Here is a 24716-nt window from a genome sequence, read left to right as displayed (position 1 = left end):
CCAGCGAGTTGTTAGATCAATGGCTTACAAGTGCGAACTATATCGCTCAATTAGCCAATTTTGGACCAACAACTTGTGAGAGATCACCTCTCCCCCATACAACAATGATTATGGACAGCTAACTAGGACAAATAAGATGAAAAAGACTCTAATTGCTCTTTCTGTATCTGCAGCAGCTATGGCAACTGGCGTAAACGCAGCTGAACTTTACAACCAAGACGGTACTTCTCTAGAAATGGGCGGCCGTGCTGAAGCACGTCTATCTATGAAAGATGGCGACGCTCAAGACAAATCTCGCATCCGTCTAAACTTCCTTGGTAAACAAGAAATCAATGACAACCTATACGGTGTTGGTTTCTGGGAAGGTGAATTTGAGACTGCTCAAAACGGTACTGTAGACGGCGACGACAAGAGCGATCTAGAAACTCGTCTTGCTTACGCTGGTCTTGGCGGTGCTTACGGTGAGTTCGCATACGGTAAAACTGAAGGTGCACTAGGCGTTATCACTGACTTCACAGATATCATGGCTTACCACGGTAACTCTGCAGCAGACAAACTAGCTGTATCAGACCGTACAGACAACATGATGGCTTACAAAGGCCAGTTTGAAAACCTAAGCGTAAAAGCAAGCTACCGCTTCGCTGATCGTATGGAAAACAAAAACACTGGTGAGTACTACGACAACAAACAAGACGGTTACTCTCTATCTGCAATCTACGCTCTAGCTGACACTGGTCTTGAGCTAGGTGCTGGTTACGCAGATCAAGACAAAGCTAACGAGTACATGCTAGCTGCATCTTACACAATGTCTGATCTTTACTTCGCTGGTGTATTCACTGACGGCGAGAAAATGGAAGATTCAAACAACAGTAACACAGTTGATTACACTGGTTACGAGCTAGCAGGTGCTTACACTCTAGGCCAAACAGTATTTACAACATCATACAACAATGCAGAAACTAACAACGAAACTTCTGCAAACAACTTCGCTGTTGATGCTTCTTACTACTTCAAGCCTAACTTCCGTGGTTACATTTCTTACAACTTCAACCTGATTGATGCAGGTGACAAGTTTGGTTCAACTGACACGAGCAAAACAGTTGCAACTAAGATCGATGCTGAAGACGAGCTAGCTCTAGGTCTACGTTACGACTTCTAATTCCGGTCTTTGACTAGAATATCGAATGCCCGCTTTAAGCGGGCATTTTTTATACTTAATTTTAAGCAGCGCGCCTTTCTCTCGTGTCTCATTCATGAAGACATTTGAAGCATTTCTTTAGTTACCTAGCATATTGAAAGGACTTGCGTATACTCAATCACATAACTCACCTTAGAAAGTATCATTATGCGTTTACGTTGGCCCTTGCTCATATTCTCTTCATTACTTTCTGCTTTTTCACAAGCGTACCCTCATCAAGAAGTGCTGCCTGAAGGCGCCCGCATCAGTTTAGTTGCGGAAAAACTCAGTGAAAATGCTGAGCTTGACGGTGTTCATCCTACCGAACAACTGTTCCCACCAGCGAGTACATTAAAAATCGTCACCGCATTAGCCGCAAAGCTAGAACTGGGTGATAATTTCCGGTTTCGAACCAAGCTGGAAACGTCGAACTCAGATGCAGTGATTTACTTTGTCGGCGACCCAACACTCCAAACCAACGACTTAAAATCACTCCTCACTCTAGCTAAGAAAAATGGCTTAAAACGGATTAACGGTGACCTATGGCTCGATAACAGCGCATTCACTGGTTATAACCGTGCGGTGGGCTGGCCATGGGATATCTTGGGAGTTTGCTACAGCGCTCCGGCATCGACCATCACACTCAATAACAACTGTGTACAAGCCTCTATCTATACACAAAAAGATGGTGGAACGCGGGTCTACGTACCAGAGCATCAACCTATTCGTGTCACAAGTACCGTAGAAACAGTTTCTAAAACCATTAAGAAAAGTCGTCATTGTGACTTAGGTTTAGTTGCAAATCCCGATAACAACTACAAGCTAACAGGGTGCTTGGTTGAAAGAGACAAACCATTGCCACTGAAATTTGCGGTTCAAGACCCTGAGCGTTACACCAGTCAAAGGTTGGCGGCTTTGCTCAAGGAGCTCAACATTGGGGTATCAGGACAGATTAGGGTCGGTACGGCGCCAGAAAAGCAGCGAAAACTCATCGCAATGCATCAATCAAAAGCCTTACCAGACATTCTCGAAGATATGCTCAAAAACTCTGACAACTTGATTGCCGACACATTAACCAAAACACTTGGTGCTAAATTTTTCGTTCAGCCAGGCAGTTTTACTAACGGTACAGAAGCGATCAAGCAGATCATTTTCGCCAACACTGGTATTGATATTCGTAATGCGCGCCTAGAAGACGGCTCAGGACTTTCGCGAAATAACCGGATCTCCGCGACCAAGATGGCTGAAATGCTGCGCTATATTTGGAAGCATGAAAACGAACTCAAATTGATTGCCATCATGCCGAAATCAGGTGAATCCGGCACATTAAAGTACCGACAAAGTATGCGAAAACTTCCAATTAAAGGACAGCTGATCGCGAAAAGTGGCTCTATCTACGGGACTTACAATATGGCTGGATATGGCTTGGACAAAAATGGTCAACCTAACACCATTTTTGTTCAGTTTGTTTCAGACTACTTCCCAGAAAAAAGGGACGACAACACACCTGTCATCGCCCCGATTACACATTTTGAGCAGCTTTTTTACAATGACATTGTGAACTTTAGTCAGGCAATACCTAAGAAATAGTTCACCACGTTAAAGTAAATCCACATTCCTGAAATATCGACGATAGATGCAAGAACTGGACTCACCAATACGGCTGGGTCCAACTTGCAAGCTCGTGCAATAATTGGCAACAGCCCGCCCAATGTTGTAGAAATGGTGACTTGAATGAACAGCGCAACTGCTATTGCCAGTGCGATATCGGTCAGTTCAAAGCCTCCTGTTGATTGTCCTGCACTAAATAACATAATGCGTCCAATCATCACGATAGCGATCGCTAGCGCAATAAATAGAGCGACTCGGCTCTCTTTCCACAAAACTTCTAACCATTGGCGCTTTTTTAACTCTCCAGTAGCAAGAGCACGAATCACCAAAGTTGCTGCTTGTGTTCCTGTGTTACCACCAGCAGCTGCAATCACTGGCATGTACACTGCAAGTAAAACAAGCTGACTAAGGGTGTCCTCATACTGAGCGATGATCAAGCCTGACACTATCCCTAAAAGAGCCAGCGCAATGATCCATCCAATACGCTGTTTTACATGCCCTAAAACACTAGTTGATAAATAACCATCGGGTGTATCAACTTCAGACATATGCAGACCCAGTTGGTGAGCATAATGACGTGCGCGTTTGTCATGACCTGCTTGCTCAAGTTGAGCAATAAGACTATTCACATAGCCGACAGAGCAATGCTGTAAAATACCTACAGCCTCATCAATCGGCATAACCGTAAGCAAATGGACTTGTTGCTCTTGCTCGTACTGCAAGAATGCATTGCGAGCTGCACCAATTTCTACTTCAGAAAAGTTTGGTGTTGTTTCAATAAAAGTGTTGTTCATTACCGTCATGGCGAATCTCCCGATTGGCATTGGTAACGACCATCGACAAAGCATGAAAAGCCACTCTTGCACGCTAAAAGTCAGACAACAATTAAGATGCACAGAGAAAACCAATGCGAATGCACTGTCTATTCAGAATGTATGAAGGAAATAACGAGAAGAAAATTAGAAAAGATGCCTCACCACTTAGGTAAGGCGGAGATCGCCAATACCGAAGCGGGTTATTTCGCTCCCTTAATCTTACTCACCCAACGACTGGGAGGATGGTCGGTATTGTTCATGTAAATCTCCGATAGCGCTGCCATTATTGGCAGCGCAAGTATAGTAGCAAAGTTCATCAGGTATGGAAGTTTTACTTTGCCGTTTTTGCTAAATTTTCATACAAAAAAAGCGCCCTTCGGACGCTTTCATTTGCAGTCATTATGGATTACTGAATAGTAATACGAGCAAATTTACGTTTGCCTACTTGGAACACGTAAGTACCCGCTTCTGGAGCAAATTTGCTGTCCGCAATTTTTTCACCATCAATCTTCACAGCGCCCTGCTTAACCATGCGCATCGCATCTGACGATGATGGACATAAACCTGCTTCTTTCAACAGATTACTCACTGGGCGACCTGCGTCAAAGTCAAACTCTGGCATTTCATCAGGAATTTGGTTCTTCGCAAAACGGTTTACGAATTCTTGCTCTGCTGCATCGGCATCGGCTTCACTGTGGAAACGAGCAATAATTTCTTTTGCTAGCAATACTTTGATGTCACGAGGGTTTTTGCCCGCTTCTACATCAGCTTTGAATTGAGCAATCTCTTCCAGAGGACGGAAAGAGAGCAGCTCGTAGTAGCTCCACATTAGGTCATCAGAAATAGACATGATTTTACCAAACATTTCGCTTGGCGCTTCGCTGATACCGATGTAGTTGTTTGCTGACTTAGACATCTTCTTCTCGCCATCAAGGCCCACTAGAAGCGGCATCATCAGTACAACCTGAGGTTTTTGACCGTGAGACTTTTGCAGTTCACGACCCATTAGAAGGTTGAACTTCTGGTCTGTACCACCTAATTCAACATCCGTTTCCATTGCTACTGAGTCCCAACCTTGTAGAAGTGGGTACATGAACTCATGAATAGCAATTGGCTGACCACCCGCGTAACGCTTTTTAAAGTCGTCACGCTCTAGCATACGAGCAACGGTTTGGTTTGCCGCAAGGCGAATCATACCTTCTGCGCCCAATTCAGACAGCCACTCAGAGTTAAACTGAATTTTAGTCTTTGCAGGATCGAGAATTTTGAACACTTGCTCTTTGTACGTTTCAGCGTTACGCAATACGTCTTCGCGACTTAGCGGTGGACGAGTTGTGTTTTTACCTGTCGGGTCACCAACCATTGCAGTGAAGTCACCGATTAGGAACGTCACTTCATGACCTAGTTCTTGGAACAAGCGAAGCTTATTGAAAATAACCGTATGACCTAGGTGAATGTCAGGTGCTGTTGGATCAGCGCCCAATTTAATACGTAGAGGACGGTCTTCTTTTAGTTTTGCGATTAGCTCTTCTTCTGGAATCAGCTCTTCAACACCGCGCTTAATCTCGGCTAGTGCAGCTTCAATGCTCGCCATTCTTGTTCACTCCCACAGATTTGGCAAAAATATAATAGCTGAACATATTACTTGAATAGCGATGCATTTTGAAACACGTTAGACTAGGTAGTTGTCACTTTTTCCGTTTAATTTAGCAATCAAGTACCTCATGCATTCGATTTTTGTCCGACTTCCACTCTTGCACAAAGTATTGATCGGTTTTTTTAGTGCGCTGATTATCTTCGCGCTCTTCTTTTTACCTGATCCGCAAGACCTAGACCCGCAGCAGAGCCGATTAAAAGTTGGTCAACATTATCCTGTGCCAGTTTCCCTCGAACTCAGTGCACTAAATAGTTCATCGCCTGCGGTTCCCGCCGTGCTGCGCTGGGAGACATACAAGGTAAAAAATGGCGAGAGTGCTGCCATCTTATTTAGTCGCGTAGGGCTTTCTGCTCGTCTATTACATGAACTGGTGTCATCAGACAAAGAAGTGGAAAAACAGTTAACTCGGCTTCGACCTGGTGACCGATTGCAATTTGGTTTTGACGAAAATAGCGACTTGGTGCAGCTAAGAAGAACACTAAGCGCGTTCGAGACTTTTCGTATCACATTAAAAGACGGCAAGTACGTTTCTGAAGTTGATAAAAAAGAAGTCGACTTCCAGTACAACTACGCTGAAGCCACCATCAAATCAAACTTTTGGAATGCAGGAATATCTTCTGGATTAAATGGTAACCAAATCATGGAACTGGCTGGCATATTTGGTTGGGACATCGACTTTGCTTTAGATATTCGTAAAAACGACAGCTTCCGAGTACTTTACCAAGAGGAAGTGGTAGAAGGTGAAGTAATCGGCCGTGGAAAAATCATTGCTGCGATCTTTAAAAACCAAGGCGATACCTTTACCGCAATATTGGATCAGAAAAGTGGCAAGTATTACGACGAAAATGGGCGTGCAATGAAAAAAGCATTCTTACGCGCGCCGTTGGATTTCCGTCGAGTTTCGTCTAATTTCAACCCACGCCGCTTACATCCAGTGACGGGACGCGTTCGTCCTCATAGAGGCACGGACTATGCGGCACCGGTGGGTACCCCGATTTGGGCAGCTGGTGATGGCGTCGTTCAAAAATCGTCTTACAACAAATTTAATGGTAACTACGTTTTCATTAAACATAGTAATACTTACATTACCAAGTACCTGCACTTAACCAAACGTACTGTACGAGCTGGTCAACGCGTTAAGCAAGGCCAAACCATCGGTACGCTTGGCGGAACTGGCCGTGTAACTGGCCCTCACCTGCACTATGAGTTCCTTGTGAATGGTGTCCATAAAAACCCGCGCACGGTGAATTTGCCACAATCTAAATCCCTGACAGGAAAAGCGAGACAAACTTTCATGGCAAACGCGAAAGTTAGCATGGACAAGCTTGAACGCTACAGCAAACTGTTAGCAATGAAGTAAGGCAAGGTATTGAAAAGGGCAGCTTCGCTGCCCTTTTTGTTTTGTCGATATCATCACGATAAAGCTTACTGTTCGGAGTGATGCTCTCTCCCGAGCATAAGCAAACACGGTGTCAGAACTAACGTTAGCAAAGTCGCAAACGCCAAACCACCCGCGACAGCGGTCGCAAGCTGAGACCACCATTGAGTGCTTGGTGCGCCAAACTCCACTTTCTGATTAACTAAGTCGATGTTCATTTCTAACACCATTGGCAATAAGCCTAATATGGTGGTCACCGTCGTAAGTAAAACGGGTCTTAAACGCTGCACACCCGTACGCAAAATAGCCTCAGATTTTTCTAAGCCACGTTTACGCATCTGATTATAAGTATCGATTAAAACAATATTGTTGTTTACCACGATACCAGCCAACGCAATCACTCCAATTCCCGACATAATGATGCCAAATGGCTTTTGGAAAATAAGTAACCCAGCGAAGACACCAACGGTAGAAAACAGCACTGCACTAAGGATTAAGAAAGCTTGATAAAAGCTATTAAACTGCGTAATTAAAATCAAAGCCATCACACCAAGCGCGACAATAAAAGCATTTTGCAAGAATGCTGATGAGTTTTCCTGCTCTTCATTTTGACCCCGAATCTTATATTCAATGCCTTCTGGTAAGTCGAGCTGTTCCATTCCAGCGGCAATCTTAGGTAACTCAAGCGCCAAATTGTAACCTTCCACCATATCCGCTTTAATATTGATAACTCGATGACCGTCGACCCGACGAATAGTGTCTTGCTTATGATCTGGTTTGATTTGAGCAAAATTCGTAATCGGTACTAGACCAGCTGCCGTTTTCACTCTCAGCTGATCAAATCGACCTATGTCGCGCTTATCTTGCGGATAGCGCACCAAAATATCGACTTCTTCATCCGCATCATCGGGCAAATAATCGCCTATTTTCAAGCCGTTCGTAACAAACTGGACGGTATTCCCGACTAAAGTAGCATCCGCTGCAAAGCGAGAGGCGTCATCTCGCTGGATATCAATTTGCCAATCAATCCCTTCCTTATTAGTGGTATCACTCAAGTTGGTCAGTGCAGGATTACCATCAGCCCAATGTCGTACTTTTTTGGCTGCTTCATCTAACGCACTAACACTCAAATTTCGTGATGACACTTCAATCACGAGATCATGCTCGACAGGCGGCCCTGCGTCCGGGAATTTATACTCAAGTTCAACACCATAAAAGCGGTCTGTCGTCTCTTTTAGTTCCTCAATAATGGTTTTCACTTTGCGTCGATACTGCCAATCCACAGGCGTTATTTGAATCTGGCCAATCTCGTCCCCATTATCGCTCGATCCTGTGCGCGTGTAGACACTTTCAAACTCGTCATGACCGAGCATCACCTTCTCGATTTCGCGCATAACAACATCTTTTTCGTGAATAGACAGGTCACCATAAGAACGAACTTTAACGGTAAAAAAGGCAGGGTCCACCTCAGGGAAAAACTCTGCACCCAAGCCAGCTTTGTTGTAAGTGAAGCCGACACCTGCCGCTAGCAGTATCGCGCTGAGTAAGACTTTCCATGGATGACGAATCGCTACCGACAGAGTCTGGTAATAAAGCTTGGTAATGCCAGTCGCTTTTTCAAAGTTGCCGTTATGCAGCTCCACCATTTCTCGCTGAGCTTTCTGATTGACTACTTGAGGCTTGCCAATGATCCCACCGATGACAGGAACGAACAATAAAGCCATCATCAGCGAAGCGGCCAAGGTAGCAATTAAAGTAAGTGGTAAGTACTTCATGAACTCACCAGTGATGTCTGGCCAGAAAAGTAACGGAGCAAACGCAGCCAATGTGGTTGCTGTGGATGCGGTAATAGGCCAGGCCATTCGCTTTGCTGCATCTCGATAGGCTTCTTTACGTGGCGTTCCTTCTTGCATGCGCCGATCTGCAAACTCTGTCACCACAATGGCACCATCCACCAACATGCCTACCGCCATAATTAAAGCAAACAGTACGACGATATTGACCGTCAGCCCAAATACCGATAACACCAACAACCCAGTCAAGAACGATCCTGGAATAGAAATCCCCACGAGAAGCGCGGTCCTAACCCCCAATATGGCAATAATGACGATAACTACGAGGATAATTGCGGATAAGATATTGTTTTGTAGATCACTGAGCATCAATTTGACATCGTCGGATTGATCCCAAGTATATTTAACTTGCAAATTGTCGGGCCACTCGGCGCGCTTCTGTCCCAGAGCCAGTACTTCTTTTACCAGCTCAACCGTTTCAATGATGTTTTCCCCTGCCCGTTTTTTTACGTCCAAAACGATGGCAGATTCGCCATCTAAACGAGCAAAACTTTCAGGATCGCGAAATGCACGTCGTACTGTCGCCACATCGCCAAAAGTGATCACCTCTTTGCCATTCACCTTGATCGGTAGTTCAAGCACATCTTTCAGTGAATCAAAAACCGATGGGACTTTTACCGAAAAGCGTCCATACCCAGTATCGACAAACCCCGCAGCCACAACTCGGTTATTCAAGGCAATTAAATTATAGATGTCCGCTTGATCGAGACCGTAGCTTTCCATTAATAGCGGATCGACAACTATCTCCACGATGTCTTCGCGATCCCCTGCGATTTCAACTTCAAGAACCTGACGGAAACTCTCCAAACGATCACGTAGCGTTCTGGCAATCTGTACAATGGTCCGCTCTGGTACGGTGCCATATAGAACAACAGTCAAAACAGGCTCTTCAGATGCAAACGTGACTTCATTTACCGTTGGCTCATCACTGTCCTCTGGTAATTTTGGCTTTGCAAGATCAACCGCATCACGCACATCTGCCATCGCTTTATCAAGATCCACTCCAACACTAAATTCCAGCGTCACCGAAGCATGACCTTCTGATGCCACAGAGGTCATCTCTTTTACACCTTCAATAGAGCGCAACTCTTGCTCTATTGGCCGAACTAATAAACGTTCGGCATCGACGGGAGAAATGCCTTGATGCCCAACAGAAACGTAGATAATAGGAATGGTAATATCTGGGCTCGATTCCTTGGGGATAGTGACGTAAGTAATGACACCGGCAATTAAGATCATCACCAGTAATGTCAGCATGGTGCGAGCGCGGGATAACGCAGCATCAATCAGAGTGTACATAAGTGCTCCTTACTGCTCACTAGCCGCTTCAACAACTACGTCATCAACTTTATTGGCCAGTACTTGATCACCATCTCGCACAAAACCTTGTCCCAGTACGATAATGTCTGCACGCTCTCCTAACCCAGAGAGCCACACACCATCATCCTCGGCCTTAACGAGTTGAATTGGAACAAACTCAACATACTCATTACGCAGTGTCTTGACACCTAAGTTACCTTCTTCATCTAGTGCTAACATGGCAGCCGTAATCTTTACTGCCAACACTTCACTCAAAGGCAGCTGTACTTCTGCGCTCATACCGGCAGGAATTCTTGCGTCTTGATTATCAATTTCGATTTCAATTGGAAATGTATTAGTAGAAGCAGAAGAAACACGTCCAATGTAGCGCACACGACCTTGATGATGCTGTTGGTTAATGGTTCTTACGTCGGCTTCTAGGCCTTCCTTAAGGTATTGTATATGCCGTTCACTGACATCGGCTTCAATCACTAAAGTATCCAAATCAATGACCGTCGCAATAGGATCGCCAATCCCGACAAAATCACCTAACTCAACAAAGTGGTGATCTACGATGCCATCAAATGGCGCTTTAACCTCAGTATTTCTTAAAGCCGTTTGCACGTTACTCAAATTCGCACGTGCATCTACCAACGCTGCTTGCGCTGTCGCAAATGCAACCTCACCTTGCAGTCCACGACTTTTTAGCGATTTAGCTGCATTAAACTCTTTCTCTTTAACCAACAGCATCGCCTGGGCCCGTTTAAGTTGAATGCCAAGGTCGCGCTTATCGATGTTTGCGATCACTTGTCCCTGTTTGACCGCTTGGCCTTTCTTTATGTTAAGACTGACTATTTTACCGGCAACTTCGGCGCCAAGACGCGCTTGACGATTGGGCGCTGTTCGTCCATACAATTCAATGGTTTTACTGGTAGGTTCGGCAAGAAAAGTATCAAACATCACCTTTGCAAGTGGTGTTGTGTTCGTGGATGTTGAAGAGTTAGGATGATCATCTTGTGCTTTGAGTTGGCCGATGGTTAGCCATGCAACAAGAAGTAAGACGAGGATAAGAGATACTAGCCAAGGGCGCTCGACAATTCGGCGTCCAAAAGAAAGTCCAGACATATAAAGTCCTTTTTATTATTTCTCTGCATATCTGCGAGTGTGCGCTTTACGTGACATCCTTCTACATAAAGCACAGGCAGCCATTAGCTGCCTGTTAGGTGTTAATTACACACTGAACGATGCACCACAACCACATGTTGTCGTTGCATTTGGATTATTTACGAAGAAGCGCGCTCCTTCCAACCCTTCTGTGTAGTCAACAATACCGCCAACGAGATATTGCAGACTCATAGGGTCTACAACCAGTGTTACACCACTGTTTACGATTGTCGTATCGCCTTCGTTTACATTTTCATCAAAAGTAAAGCCGTATTGGAAGCCGCTGCAGCCGCCGCCAGTAATGTATACGCGCAGTTTCAATGCTGGGTTTTCTTCTTCAGCAATCAATGCTTTAACGCGAGATGCTGCTGCGTCAGAAAAAGATAATGGTACGTTTACTTCGCTCACGAAGACCTCTCTCACTCGTGTAATGCGTCAAGCCTGAAGCAAGACGTCAAATTTGTGCTAATTGAGACGATTATCCAATACCTGACAAACTCGTTCAAGTATTCGCCGCCGATTCTTTATAACAGATGCGGATATATAAGATTACACTGCGAAACAACACATAAATTAAGCAAAACGTTTCTAACTTGATTATAGCTAGGTACAATGCGCTCCACTTGGTCCGAGCAATCAAAAGAGGATAACCCCATGACCAAATCATCAGAGCTGTATCAAAAAGCTCAGCAAACCATCCCTGGCGGTGTCAATTCACCAGTTCGTGCATTCAACGGCGTTGGCGGCTCTCCGCTATTTATCGAACGAGCAGACGGTCCACTGATTTTTGATGCCGATGGTAAAGCGTATATTGATTACGTTGGCTCTTGGGGTCCAATGATTCTTGGCCACAACCACGCAGTTATCCGCGAAGCAGTAATTGATGCAGCGCAACGCGGTCTTAGCTTCGGTGCGCCAACAGAACTTGAAATCGCGATGGCAGAATTAGTTTCTGAGCTTGTTCCATCAATGGAGCAAATCCGCATGGTAAGTTCTGGTACTGAAGCTACGATGAGCGCGATTCGCCTTGCACGTGGCTTCACCGGTCGCGACAAGATCATGAAATTTGAAGGTTGTTACCACGGCCATGCTGACAGCTTGCTAGTAAAAGCAGGTTCTGGTGCACTAACTCTAGGCCAACCAAGCTCTCCTGGCGTTCCTGCAGATTTTGCTAAGCACACGCTAACAGCAACATTCAACGACCTAGATTCTGTACGCGAGCTATTTGCTGCTAACAAAGGCGAAATTGCTTGTATCATCGTTGAGCCAGTAGCAGGCAACATGAACTGTATTCCACCAGTGGAAGGCTTCCACGAAGGGCTACGTGACATCTGTGATCAAGAAGGCGCGCTACTAATTTTTGATGAAGTAATGACAGGCTTCCGTGTTGCTCTAGGCGGCGCGCAAGCACACTACAACATCAAACCCGACCTAACGACACTGGGTAAAGTGATTGGTGGCGGTATGCCAGTAGGTGCTTTCGGTGGCCGTAAAGAAGTGATGCAATACGTTGCACCTACAGGCCCAGTTTACCAAGCTGGTACCCTTTCCGGTAACCCTGTCGCAATGGCAGCAGGCTACGCATGTTTGAACCTTCTAAAAGAAGAGGGCAACGAAAAGCGCCTAGCTTCTAAAACGAAACAACTTGCTGAAGGTTTTAAGTCTCTAGCAGAAAAACACGGTATTCCGCTAGTTGTTAACCAAGTGGGCGGTATGTTCGGCTTCTTCTTCACTGACCAAGAAAAAGTAACTTGCTACGAAGACGTAACGAAGTGCGATGTAGAACGCTTCAAGCGTTTCTTCCACTTAATGCTAAAACACGGTGTCTACCTTGCGCCATCTGCGTTTGAAGCGAGCTTTACTTCACTCGCTCATGGTTCAAAAGAGATTGATGCCACACTAGAAGCTGCTGACCGCTGTTTTGCTGTTCTTGCAGAAGAAGCGAAGTAATCGCTAAAAACGGCGATAACGCATTTAGAAAAGGACCGTAACGGTCCTTTTTTATTGCCAATTCAAAATAACCAATATCGCTAATACGCCAACGACAATGCCAAACCACGGTATTCGCTTAGCTTTTTTCTCGGTTTGACACTTTTTATCACCGTTGCAACAACCCATAGCTCATCTCTTGATTGATAACCGACTGATTTGTAGTCATTATAGCAAGGTACATCGCCCTGCTCTAATTCGGCATTGTCATAAGCTTGAAAGAGTTAAGAGTGCAAAGTAATAAAGGTTACACGCCATCATTGAAGGCATAAACCGTAAACGTCACCTGTAAGTTGGACTAATACCATGCCAAATAATGTAAAAATAACGTCGAGTCACCGAGTACTAATGGTTGCTTTACTCGCCGCTGCTTTTGCTTGCTACTTATTGGTTGAGCCATATATCAATTCCATTGTGATGGCTTTTATCATTTCTTTGCTCATGTTTCCGATACACGAATGGTTTGAGCAGAAAATTCCCAAGCACCCCAATATGGCGGCACTGCTGTCATGTGTCGTCTTGACGTTTATTATTGTTATCCCGCTTTTATTTGTGTTTGCCGCCATTGTTCAGCAAGGCTCTGTTTTCTCACAAAATACATATAATTGGGTTACCAATGGTGGTATCCAAGATATATTCCAACATCCTTTCGTTATCAAAGGCTTAGCGATTGTTAATGAGTACTTACCTTTTGATAAAATCGAGCCCAAAGCCATCGCTGAGAAAATTGGGCAATTTGCCACATCGTTTGGCTCTAACTTAGTCGCTATCAGCGCAAAGATTTTAGGAGACGCAACCAACTTCCTAATGAACTTCTTCCTAATGCTGTTTGTGCTGTTTTTTCTGCTTCGTGACCACGACAAAATTATCTCTGCGATTCGTCATATCCTGCCACTCTCACGTAGCCAAGAAGACCGCATATTGACAGAGATAGAGCAAGTTTCTAAATCAGCCGTAATGGGCTCATTCATGACAGCGATTGCTCAAGGTTTGGCTGGCGGTATCGGTATGTGGCTCGCCGGTTTCCCTGGGTTATTTTGGGGAACAATGATGGGCTTTGCATCATTCATTCCAGTGGTAGGAACCGCGCTAATCTGGATTCCTGCAGCAGCGTACTTGTTCTTAACAGGCGATATGACTTGGGCTATCTTCTTGACGGTGTGGAGTGTAGTTATCGTTGGCTCTATAGATAACCTATTACGTCCGTTGTTAATGCAAGGCAGCGCCGGCATGAATACCCTTATGATTTTCTTCTCATTACTGGGTGGTCTGCATCTGTTTGGTTTGATTGGTCTTATCTACGGCCCACTTATTTTTGCCGTGACCATGGTACTGTTTAATATCTACGAGGAAGAATTCAAAGACTTCCTTAACCAACAAGACAACAGCTAGTCACCGCTTAATCACTTCAAGCTTGGGGCGGATTGTGCGAAAATCTGCCCCAAATTATTTCTGATGAACCAAATTTATGTCTGCTTATATCGCTCCTAGCCAAATAGCTCAGCGCCAACTTGAATACTTCAACGGAAAACACGTTTTAGTCGCTGGTGAAGTTGAAGACCTATTTCCTCTTGAGTTAGTGGCTCATTGTGAGTCTGTTGAAGTGTTTACTTCCAACTATAGCTACTACCGCCAAATTCAAACCTCTGACAAAGTGAAAAGTCATTTTGGCTCTGTGTTTGATGTTGAAACAAAAGCAGACATGGTCCTTTTATACTGGCCAAAAGCAAAAGCCGAAGCAGAATACTTGCTGGCGATGTTGATGGCGAAACTGGGCATTAACACCGAAATCGTCATCGTTGGTGAAAACCGCTCCGGCATCAAGAGCATCGAGAAGATGTTCCAAGAATACGGCCCTGTGAACAAGTACGACTCTGCTCGTCGCTGCTCATTTTACTGGGGTAATTGCCTCAATGAACCAAAACCTTTCAACCAAGCAGATTGGTTTAAGTCTTACACTGTTACACTCGGTGAGCAGTCGCTAGCGGTTAAGAGCCTACCTGGCGTATTCAGCCATGGCGAGTTCGACTTAGGTAGCCGATTGCTGCTTGAAGCCTTACCTAAGCTGTCGGGCAAAGTGCTCGACTTTGGTTGTGGTGCAGGTGTACTCGGTGCGTTTATGGCGAAAGCGAATCCAGAGATCGCGATTGAGATGTGTGACATTAATGCTTATGCGATCACTTCTAGCCAAGCCACATTAGAAGCGAATGGTTTATCCGGACGCGTATTTGCATCAGATATATACTCGGATACCGCAAAAGACTACCGCTTTATCGTCAGCAACCCGCCATTCCACAGTGGTCTAGACACAAATTACAACGCAGCGGAAACCTTGTTGGGTCAGGCACCACAATATTTAACCAAAGACGGCGAAATGGTGATTGTCGCGAATAGTTTCTTAAAATACCCACCAATTATCGAGCGGGCGTTTAATAATTGCGAGACGCTAAATAAGACCAATAAATTTTCTATCTACTACGCGAAAAAATCATAACTTCCCCCCGCGCGGGCACAAACCTGCGCGATTTTTTCTCATAAATTCAACACTCATAAGAAAAACTGCGTCACCCTGCACGCTTTACAACTAACTTTCTTGTCAAAGAAAAAAAACTCGTTAATTTTGTTAATTCTATCTAGTTGAACATCTTATCCGTTTTTAACGAGAACCTCGGCAGCGAAGTATGTTTTAGAACTGCCCATTATGAGTTGTAATCTTATCCATGTTTAAATTCTACAAAAAACAGAAATTTAAGCGCCTTCAGAGTACACTGATGACCGCATTTCTGGTGCTCAGTATCACACCTCTTACCATTACTGCGATCTTTTTCTTGCAGTCCCACAGTAAAGATCTGCAAGAACAAAGCACCTCGCACTTACTGTCTGTTCGAGATACAAAACAGCAGCAAATCATCGACTACTTTGAGGCACGAGAAACCGAAGTCATGGGCTTTGTGCGCTCAGAGTTGGCTTACGCCAGTGGTGGCCGATTCTACGGTCTCGTCAATGCTTTTAGTCGTTTAGGCAATGATATTGAAGAGTCTCGTAAAAACGCCCAACAGCGCTACATCGAGGGCAGCGGAGACCAAATCAAAACCTCAACGTTACCCGAGTCATCCAACTATGTAGGAAGTGAACGTTACCGGCTTTTACATAAACGCTATCATTGGGCCTACTTAGAGCTCCTCAAGCGCTCTGATTTTAATGACATTTTGCTGGTCGACATCAATGGTAACGTCACCTACTCGATCAACAAAGACGATAACTACGGAACGAACTTGTTATCAGGCCCCTACAAAGACTCGGCACTTGGCAAAACTTTCAAGCGTCTCGCCGATGATGTGACTGAACGTCGAAAAGTAAACGAAGACTACACTCCTGTGATTGTGTCTGACTTCGAGCTGGAAGGGGGGAAATCAGTCGCTTGGCTAGGTGCACCAATTGTTCAGCAAGGTTATCTACACAGCTATGCCATGTTCCGCTTGCCAAATAATGGCATCACTAAGTTAGCCGCAGACGCCAACCGAGAGTCATCAATTAACACCTTGCTGGTTGGAAATGATCACCAACCTCGCACAATTAACACGAAACAAGACGATATTAAGAACAGTTTAGAAGTGATCGATAAAGCACTCTCTGGTGCATTTGGTGTCGGCACTTACACAAACGGTTTAGGTGAAGAGATCATCGCGGCTTATGCACCGATTGAAACTCGTGGTGTGATTTGGGCGCTCGTCGTACAGTTACCAGAAAACGAAGCTTTCGCTCGTATCCATCAACTCGAAAAACTATTCGTTATCGCTATGTTGATCGCCATTATCCTTGTGGTGATCGCTTCTCACTATTTATCAAACTTTATCACTTCTCCGTTGCTGAAATTGACTTGGGTTGCCGAAAAGGTCTCTGCAGGTGATCTTGATGACACGTCTTTTAATACTGTTCGTAAAGATGAAATTGGTCGGCTTGCGTTAAGCTTTGAACGAATGCAACGCTCTATTCGAGAGAAGATTCAAACCATTAAGAAGCAAAATGAAGAACTAGAAAGCAACATACAGATCATTCAAAAACAGAATGAAGAACTGCAATTGGCCGATAAATTAAAAGATGAATTCTTAGCCACGACTTCTCATGAACTTCGTACACCGTTACACGGCATGGTCGGGATTGCTGAAACCTTAGCGTCCGGCGCCAATGGCGCGATCCCCGCTAGCCAGAAATATCAGCTTGATATCATCATTAAAAGTGGTCAGCGTCTCGCTAATCTAGTCGATGACTTGTTGGATTATCATAAAATGCGTTATGGAAGCATGGATATCCAGAAATCAGCAGTGAGTTTGGGCAGTGCAACACGATTGGTTTTAGAGCTTTCTAGCCATTTACTTGGAAGTAAAACCATCCGCATCATCAACCAAGTCCCAGCGGATTTAAAAGCAGTGTCAGCTGACCCGCAACGCCTTGAACAAGTGCTATATAACCTGATTGGCAATGCGATTAAATACACCTCAGAAGGTAAAATTGTTATCTCCGCTAATGTGGTAGATGATCATGTACGCGTACAAGTCGTGGATACTGGACAAGGAATTCCCGCAGAACAACTTGAGCATATTTTTGAACCACTTATCCAAGCAGGGCAAGACGCGAGCCGTTATCGTCAAGGTGCAGGGCTTGGGCTCTCCATTAGCCGGCAATTGATCGAATTAATGGGAGGCTCGTTATACGTCAGTAGCCAACCAATGGTCGGAACTACCTTCAGTTTCACTTTACCGCTCGCCAGTGAAGAAGAAATCCAAGCAACCCAGACTCTAGCTGCGCACGGGCACTTCCAAATTCCTGAAGTTAATGTAGAGAACAGCGAAGACTTATCACTTCCAGAGAACCCAGACGGCCCGTTACTGTATGTTGCTGACGATGAACCAGTAAACTTACGCGTGCTTGAAAGCTTTTTACGTTTAGAGGGCTATCGTGTGCGTACCGTCTCCGATGGGCCAGAAACGTTAGCGCTCGTCGAGCAAGAGAAGCCGGAACTTCTGTTATTGGATATCATGATGCCAGGCATGAGCGGCTACCAAGTTTGTAGTGAACTACGTGAAACCTATGATCATGCCGAGTTGCCAATCATTATGCTCACCGCACTCAGTCAAACAGAAGATCGTGTAAGAGGTTTTGAAGCAGGAGCCAACGACTATTTATCGAAACCATTTAATAAACAAGAGTTGGCGGCACGTATCCAAGCGCATTTAACGGCAAGTAAAGCAGAAATGCGCCATATGGAAAACAAAGTGCTAGAGTCTGAACTTAGACAGCGAGCAGTCGTTGAAGCAAGCTTACTTGAGACTCAAGGTCGTCTGTTGGAACAGCTAGAATCGGCTCCTGAAGCTATCATCTGTCTACGTGAAGACAAGCGTATTCGCTTTGCTAACGAAGCTGCTTGTAAGCTATTCAAGCGCAGCTTAGAACAGCTAAAGCGCTCATCTGCTGATGAGCTGATTGCCCCTAAATATCTAACCGTCAAACAACCTCATTACTGTGGCAAGATTGATATCTATATTGAAGATATTCGTCAGAACATCGAAGCAGACATTCTTAAGCTCCCTGAAGGTTCAGGGTTAGATATCATGTACATCTTTAATGTCGGCGGTGGAGCCAGTGCCGCTCGCATACATAATCTAGAAACCGCCGTAGAAGTGCTTTCAAGTTATGCATTTGATGGTGACAAAGACCAATTACAAAAGCTAAAAGAGCTTGGCGGAGAATTTACGCGCCTTGCAGACAAAGCGCTCGGTAATAAAAAAGACAAGCAAGAACTTATGCGAGAAGTTCTAGTAGACGCAATGACACATGCTTTAGAGTATTGGGAATCTGTAACGGGTGAAAGTAAGTTCGCATTTGCAGAGCAAAGTGGCTTGTGGCGCGTTTATCTAGACCGTAGTACTTTGCAAACACGCACTTTAGATAAATACATGCGTATAGAAACATTACCCAAAACACCACGTTGGAGAACGGTGCTAAGCTCGATAGAGTTCATTCTCGAACACTGCAAAGAACAGAGCCCCGAGAGAGCATACATAGAAGCACAACGAGATAAACTACAGCGACTATTGACCAGCTAATATTTATCAAAAAACTAGCCCAGCGTGCATGCTGGGCTTTTTTGTTATTCGAGTATTCCCTTCCTAGAGATAAAAGAGACCGCCTCTTCCTACCCCGTTAACATATTTCCAATAACGAACATTTGGTTAGACAACGCTATCTATTGTTGGTCTTCAAAACGTACGACCTTATCCATTTAACTTGTCTTAACTAGGTAAGTTCGAGCAACCGAAAAACTTCATTCATACAATAAAAAAAGGACAACAAACGGAAGAAAACTGTCGATAAAAAAGGCCATTTTTCAGATAACAAGCGGATTTTGACGAACTATTGATAGAGATTGCGAACTTAATCACAACAGAACGGCAGATTAATTTTTAGCTGATTAATTAACACCATTTCTGCATGTGAGCGAGATCTCCGAACCTAGAAACCAAGCAAGAAACGTATATTTAAAAAGGACCAACAGGTTAGTAATCACCAACATTCATTATTAACAAGGATATAAACTGCGACGCATATCAACGTTTATTTTTTGGCCCAATGCTGGTTAAAATTAGCCAAAATAACGTTTATAACGGAGAGCTCAGAGATTTTAACGTTTTTAACGGGAATCAAGTTTGATTATTTTATGGATAAGGTGTTTTCTTACTCCTGCCTAAGGCCTACAGGCCACTCTTGGCGAAACTCAATGTTGTAATGAGTAAGGCATGTACAAGAGGTAGGTCTTAGAGAGTGTTTATCAATTGATGACATTCAATTCCATTTAGTGAAATGAAAGCAAATAGTAAGGAACAGCTATGCTTGCCAATATTAAAAAAACAGCACTAGCAACAGCAATTATTGCAACGGCTACTACAGGTTTTGCATCGGTAGCTACTGCGGCTGAACGCAGTGAACTGACTATCCACCCTAAAGAGTTTACAACTTTCGTTCGTAACTTTAACCCTTTCTTGGGTGCAACTAACCTGCACACAACAACCGACTTTATTTACGAGCCGCTCGTTGTTTTTAACGAAATGCACGGTAATACGCCTGTATTTCGTCTAGCAGAAAACTTTACCATGGCTGATGACCTGATGAGCGTAACCTTCGATATCCGTAAGGGCGTAAAATGGTCTGATGGCAAAGCGTTTACCGCTGATGATGTTGTTTACTCTTTCAACCTAGTTAAAGAGAAGCCAGAGCTAGACCAATCTGGTATCAACTCTTGGGTGACTGGCGTAGAAAAAGTTAACGACTACCAAGTTAAATTCCGTCTAAGCGAAGCAAACTCAAACGTTCCTTACGAAATTGCGAAAGTACCCGTCGTACCTAAGCACGTATGGAGCAAAGTAAAAGATCCAGCAACATTCACAAACGAAAATCCAGTAGGCAGTGGTCCATTTACCGAAATCGACACTTTCACACCGCAGCTATATATCCAGTGTGAGAACCCGAATTATTGGGATGCAGACAACCTAGATGTAGACTGTCTGCGTGTGCCGCAAATCGCGAACAACGACCAATTCTTGGGCAAAATCGTTAACGGCGAAATGGACTGGACGTCTTCATTCGTACCAGACATCGACCGTACGTACGCTGCAGCAAGTCCGAATCACCACTACTGGTACCCACCAGCGGGTACTCAAGCATTTGTAGTGAACTTCAAAAACCCAGACGCTGCGAAAAACGAAGCGCTAACTAACGTTGACTTCCGTCGTGCGTTCTCTATGGCGCTAGACCGTCAAACTATTATTGATATCGCTTTCTACGGCGGCGGTACAGTGAACGACTTCGCATCTGGCCTTGGCTACGCATTCGAAGCTTGGTCTGATGAAGAGACGCACAACAAGTACAAAGGCTACAACACATACAACGCGGAAGGTGCGAAAAAGCTTCTAGCTAAAGCTGGCTTCAAAGATGTAAACAAAGATGGCTTTGTGGATACACCATCTGGCAAGTCTTTCGAGCTTCTAATTCAATCACCAAACGGTTGGACTGACTTCAACAACACAGTACAACTAGCCGTTGAGCAACTAGCAGAAGTGGGCATTAAAGCTCGTGCTCGTACACCGGACTTCTCGGTATACAACCAAGCAATGCTAGAAGGTACTTACGACGTTGCTTACACCAACTACTTCCACGGTGCAGATCCACACTTGTACTGGGATAGTGGCTACAACTCGAAGCTACAAGCTGGTGACGGCATGCCTCGCTTTGCAATGCACTTCTACAAGAACGATAAGCTAGACGGTCTTCTTAACAGCTTCTACAAGACAGCAGATAAGCAAGAACAGCTAGAGATCGCTCATGGCATTCAGAAGATCATTGCTCAGGACCAAGTAACTATTCCTGTGCTATCTGGCGCGTACATGTACCAATACAACACAACTCGCTTCACTGGTTGGTGGAACGAAGAAAACCCTAAGGGCCGTCCAAACATTTGGGCAGGTATCCCAGAGCGTCTACTTCACGTACTGGACCTAAAACCAGTTAAATAAGTAGAAGTTCATTTCAAGCGGCATACATCCCGTGTGCCGCCTATAAAAATCCCTTGTTAACGAAACCAATATGTGGCGCTCGTCGTCAGGGGATTTTTCGCTCTAAGTTTCGCTAGGAGCGACCTGAAACCAGAAACAGGGAAAAAATCTGGGTGAGTAAGGTGTGAGTTATGGGTTATTTTTTAAGACGTTTGTCGTTCTATCTTGTCGCGCTCTTAGTTGCAGCGACGTTAAACTTTATTATTCCGCGAGCAATGCCTGGTGACCCAGTTACCATGATGTTTGCTAATGCTTCAGTACAGGTGACTCCAGAACGAATCGCAGCAATGAAAGAACTGCTCGGTTTCGTTGATGGGCCAATTTACATTCAGTACTTCTCGTACATTAAAAACATTCTAAGTTGGGAATTGGGCACCTCAATCCAGTTCTACCCACTTTCAGTTAATTCTTTACTAGGTAGTGCATTTGGCTGGTCACTATTTCTAGCTGGTACTGCGGTTGTACTTTCTTTCTCCATCGCTTCTGTCCTTGGTATTTTTGCCGCCTGGAAGCGCGGGAGTAAGTACGATGCATTCGTAACGCCTGGCACATTGATCATTCAAGCTATTCCACAAATGGTTATCGCAATGTTAGCGCTGTTTACCTTTGCGATTGGCCTGAAATGGTTCCCATCTGGCTATGCTTACACGCCAGGTACTATTCCTGATTGGACAAGCTGGGAGTTCATCAAGAACGTGGGTTACCACGCTGTACTACCTCTATTCTGTGCAACCATCGTTCAAATTGGTGGCTTCCTAGTTAACATGCGTAACAACATGATCAACCTTCTCGCCGAAGACTACATCACGATGGCTAAAGGTAAAGGGCTGAGTGAAAACCGCGTCGTCTTTAATTACGCCGCACGTAACGCACTACTTCCAAGTGTTACCGCACTGTCTATGTCTTTGGGTATGGCCATTGGTGGTCAATTGATCATCGAGATGATTTTCAACTACCCAGGTTTAGGCACCGTGCTACTTAACGCAATTCACGCTCGTGACTACCAAGTACTTCAAGGTCAGTTAATTATCATGACGATGTTCATGCTGTGCTTCAACTTAATGGCTGACATGCTGTACATGATTCTAGACCCTCGCCTACGTACGGGAGGCAAATAATCATGAAAGAACTATTCAAACTTATTTTAGGTAACGCATTCGCTCGAATCGGTCTTGGTATTGTTACCGTATTCGTATTCGTTGCGATCGCCGCTCCTTTACTTACAAAGCATGCGCCAGACAAGCGAACCGGTAACCCACACGAATACCCAAGCTTTGTTGTAAAACAGGCACAAAACAATCCTGATGGTTGGGTCGCTAAAAACCTAGCAGACGATCGTCGTACGCTGATTATGTCTAAAAAGGCCGACCACGTATTAGGTACTAGCCGAATGGGTCGCGATATCTGGTCGCAAGTGGCTTACGGTGCACGAGTATCACTGGGTGTAGGCTTTGGCGCTGGCATCATCGTGTGCTTCTTAGCAACAGTCATTGGTATATCGGCAGGTTACTTCGGCGGCAAAGTGGATGACGTATTGAGTGCCGCGATGAACATCATGTTAGTAATTCCGCAGTATCCATTGCTATTCGTGTTGGCGGCCTTTATCGGTGAAGCAGGCCCACTCACCATTGCCTTGATTATCGCTGGTACTTCTTGGGCATGGGGTGCACGTGTTGTCCGCTCTCAAACTATGGCACTACGCGAGAAAGAGTTCGTTAAAGCTGCCGAAGTATTGGGAGAGTCTTCATTCCGCATCATCTTCGTTGAGATTTTACCAAACCTTATCCCAATTGTCGGTGCGAGCTTCATTGGCTCAGTAATGCTGGCGATCAACACTGAAGCGGTCATTTCGTTCCTAGGTTTGGGTGATGCCAACACGATCAGTTGGGGCATCATGCTTTACAACGTGCAAACCTCATCAGCCATGCTGATTGGCGCATGGTGGGAAGTACTAGCACCTTGTATTGCCCTAACACTACTGGTTACTGGTCTTGCTCTGTTGAACTTTGCCGTTGACGAAATTGCGAACCCTCAACTTCGTTCTCACAAAGGCATGAAACGCTGGAAAAAACTAGCTGCAAAAGACAAGAAAGAACGTGAGCCTGAACTGGCACCACAAAATGCACTATGGAGCGGAGATAAATAATCATGACTGCACCACTAATTTCCATCCGTAACCTATGCGTAGACTACATCACAGACGCGGGCGATGTCCGCGCCTGTAACAACGTGAGCTTCGACATTGCACCAGGTGAAGTATTCGGTCTGGCTGGTGAATCTGGCTGTGGTAAATCCACTGTTGCCTTCTCACTAATGCGCCTTCATAAGCCGCCAGCGTTTATCACAGGTGGTGAGGTTATCTTCAACGGTGAAGATATCCTTCAGTACAGCGATGATCGCATGCAAGCGTTCCGCTGGAGTGAAATGTCGATGGTATTCCAGAGTGCGATGAACGCTTTGAACCCTGTTCTAACCATGGAAGAGCAGTTCTGTGACGTCATCATGCGTCATACCAATATGACTCGCGCTCAAGCAAAAACACGCGCTGAAGGTCTGCTGGAAATCGTTGATATCCACCCTAGCCGATTGAGTGATTACCCGCACCAGTTCTCTGGTGGTATGCGTCAACGTCTAGTAATCGCAATCGCTTTGGCTCTGAACCCAAAAATGATCATCATGGACGAACCGACTACCGCATTGGATGTAGTGGTTCAACGTGAAATTCTACAAAAAATTTACGCGCTTAAAGAAGAGTTTGGTTTCTCAATTCTATTCATCACACATGACTTGTCATTGATGGTCGAGTTCTCGGATCGTATCGGCATCATGTACTCAGGTGAGTTGATTGAAGTCGCGCCTTCTAAGCAAATTCTGGAAAGTCCTTACCACCCTTACACCAAAGGTTTGGGTAGCTCTTTCCCTCCACTAACTGGACCAAAGACCAAATTGACTGGTATTCCAGGTAACCCGTTGAACTTGCTAGAAGTTCCACAAGGCTGCCGCTTCCAAGCTCGTTGCGACCGCGTACATGAAGCATGTACACGTGTACCAACCCAATTACGTCAAATTGAACCAGGTCGCCTCTCAAATTGCCATTTGTACGGCGACACCATTGCTCAAGCTAAGGTTTAACAACAAAAAAACGCTAGCTAAGAACAAAAATT

16 protein-coding genes are annotated in these 24716 nt (G+C 44.8%); 11 read left to right on the top strand and 5 right to left on the bottom strand.

The genetic code is table 11. The features are described 5' to 3' along the window. Positions 1 to 136: 136 nt before the first annotated feature. Both R7Q41_RS11980 and dacB read left to right on the top strand, forming a co-directional pair. Positions 137 to 1159, top strand: a complete 1023-nt coding sequence (locus R7Q41_RS11980) for a porin (RefSeq protein WP_005380064.1) — start codon at positions 137 to 139, stop codon at positions 1157 to 1159. A 186-nt stretch (positions 1160 to 1345) separates the two neighbouring features. Then, the gene (dacB, locus tag R7Q41_RS11975) at positions 1346 to 2767 is read left to right on the top strand and encodes a serine-type D-Ala-D-Ala carboxypeptidase (RefSeq protein ID WP_005380063.1); all 1422 of its coding nucleotides are present in this window, start codon (positions 1346 to 1348) and stop codon (positions 2765 to 2767) included. Here the strand turns inward: dacB and R7Q41_RS11970 are convergent. Both R7Q41_RS11970 and tyrS read right to left on the bottom strand, forming a co-directional pair. After that, positions 2746 to 3591, bottom strand: a complete 846-nt coding sequence (locus tag R7Q41_RS11970) for a magnesium transporter (RefSeq protein WP_005380062.1) — start codon at positions 3589 to 3591, stop codon at positions 2746 to 2748. The genes dacB and R7Q41_RS11970 overlap by 22 nt on opposite strands. A gap of 418 nt (positions 3592 to 4009) precedes the next feature. Then, positions 4010 to 5197, bottom strand: coding sequence for a tyrosine--tRNA ligase (tyrS, locus tag R7Q41_RS11965; protein ID WP_017820416.1), 1188 nt, complete (start codon positions 5195 to 5197; stop codon positions 4010 to 4012). A gap of 130 nt (positions 5198 to 5327) precedes the next feature. On the opposite strand from tyrS, the gene R7Q41_RS11960 reads away from it, so the two are divergent. Continuing rightward, complete coding sequence (locus R7Q41_RS11960; protein ID WP_021707738.1) at positions 5328 to 6620, top strand: peptidoglycan DD-metalloendopeptidase family protein; 1293 nt, start codon at positions 5328 to 5330, stop codon at positions 6618 to 6620. Between the two features lie 65 nt (positions 6621 to 6685). Here the strand turns inward: R7Q41_RS11960 and vmeK are convergent, their stop codons facing one another. The 3 genes from vmeK to erpA all read right to left on the bottom strand — a co-directional run bounded on the left by vmeK (position 6686) and on the right by erpA (position 11362). Beyond that, a complete protein-coding gene (gene vmeK / locus R7Q41_RS11955) occupies positions 6686 to 9790 on the bottom strand; it encodes a multidrug efflux RND transporter permease subunit VmeK (RefSeq protein ID WP_017820415.1) in 3105 nt (1034 codons plus the stop codon). A 9-nt stretch (positions 9791 to 9799) separates the two neighbouring features. After that, entirely contained in the window at positions 9800 to 10915 is a 1116-nt protein-coding gene (locus tag R7Q41_RS11950) for an efflux RND transporter periplasmic adaptor subunit (RefSeq protein WP_005386537.1), read from the bottom strand. A gap of 105 nt (positions 10916 to 11020) precedes the next feature. Next, positions 11021 to 11362 (bottom strand): iron-sulfur cluster insertion protein ErpA, encoded by a 342-nt coding sequence (gene erpA, locus R7Q41_RS11945; RefSeq protein WP_005380031.1) that lies wholly within the window; start codon positions 11360 to 11362, stop codon positions 11021 to 11023. 246 nt (positions 11363 to 11608) lie between these two features. On the opposite strand from erpA, the gene hemL reads away from it, so the two are divergent. The 8 genes from hemL (at position 11609) to R7Q41_RS11905 (ending at position 24684) form a co-directional block, all read left to right on the top strand. Next, positions 11609 to 12904: a glutamate-1-semialdehyde 2,1-aminomutase gene (gene hemL, locus R7Q41_RS11940; RefSeq protein ID WP_017820414.1), complete on the top strand. Its 1296-nt coding sequence runs from the start codon at positions 11609 to 11611 to the stop codon at positions 12902 to 12904. 345 nt (positions 12905 to 13249) lie between these two features. Beyond that, positions 13250 to 14335 (top strand): AI-2E family transporter, encoded by a 1086-nt coding sequence (locus R7Q41_RS11935; protein WP_031779035.1) that lies wholly within the window; start codon positions 13250 to 13252, stop codon positions 14333 to 14335. Positions 14336 to 14411: 76 nt separating this feature from the next. After that, positions 14412 to 15437: a 16S rRNA (guanine(1207)-N(2))-methyltransferase RsmC gene (gene rsmC, locus R7Q41_RS11930; protein WP_033905578.1), complete on the top strand. Its 1026-nt coding sequence runs from the start codon at positions 14412 to 14414 to the stop codon at positions 15435 to 15437. 226 nt (positions 15438 to 15663) lie between these two features. Beyond that, the gene (locus tag R7Q41_RS11925) at positions 15664 to 19050 is read left to right on the top strand and encodes a response regulator (protein ID WP_005380036.1); all 3387 of its coding nucleotides are present in this window, start codon (positions 15664 to 15666) and stop codon (positions 19048 to 19050) included. Positions 19051 to 19830: 780 nt separating this feature from the next. Further along, entirely contained in the window at positions 19831 to 21513 is a 1683-nt protein-coding gene (locus R7Q41_RS11920) for an ABC transporter substrate-binding protein (protein ID WP_005380037.1), read from the top strand. A 170-nt stretch (positions 21514 to 21683) separates the two neighbouring features. Then, on the top strand, positions 21684 to 22670 hold the full coding sequence (locus R7Q41_RS11915) for an ABC transporter permease (RefSeq protein ID WP_005380038.1): 987 nt from the start codon (positions 21684 to 21686) through the stop codon (positions 22668 to 22670). A 2-nt stretch (positions 22671 to 22672) separates the two neighbouring features. Next, positions 22673 to 23698, top strand: coding sequence for an ABC transporter permease (locus R7Q41_RS11910; RefSeq protein WP_054730004.1), 1026 nt, complete (start codon positions 22673 to 22675; stop codon positions 23696 to 23698). A 2-nt stretch (positions 23699 to 23700) separates the two neighbouring features. Next, positions 23701 to 24684: an ABC transporter ATP-binding protein gene (locus R7Q41_RS11905; protein ID WP_005386550.1), complete on the top strand. Its 984-nt coding sequence runs from the start codon at positions 23701 to 23703 to the stop codon at positions 24682 to 24684. Positions 24685 to 24716 lie beyond the last annotated feature (32 nt).

Origin of the sequence: Vibrio sp. 2096, assembly GCF_033339595.1 — a bacterium.
In the GTDB taxonomy this organism is placed as follows: Bacteria; Pseudomonadota; Gammaproteobacteria; order Enterobacterales; family Vibrionaceae; genus Vibrio; species Vibrio alginolyticus.
This window is presented reverse-complemented; position numbering and strand designations above follow the sequence as displayed.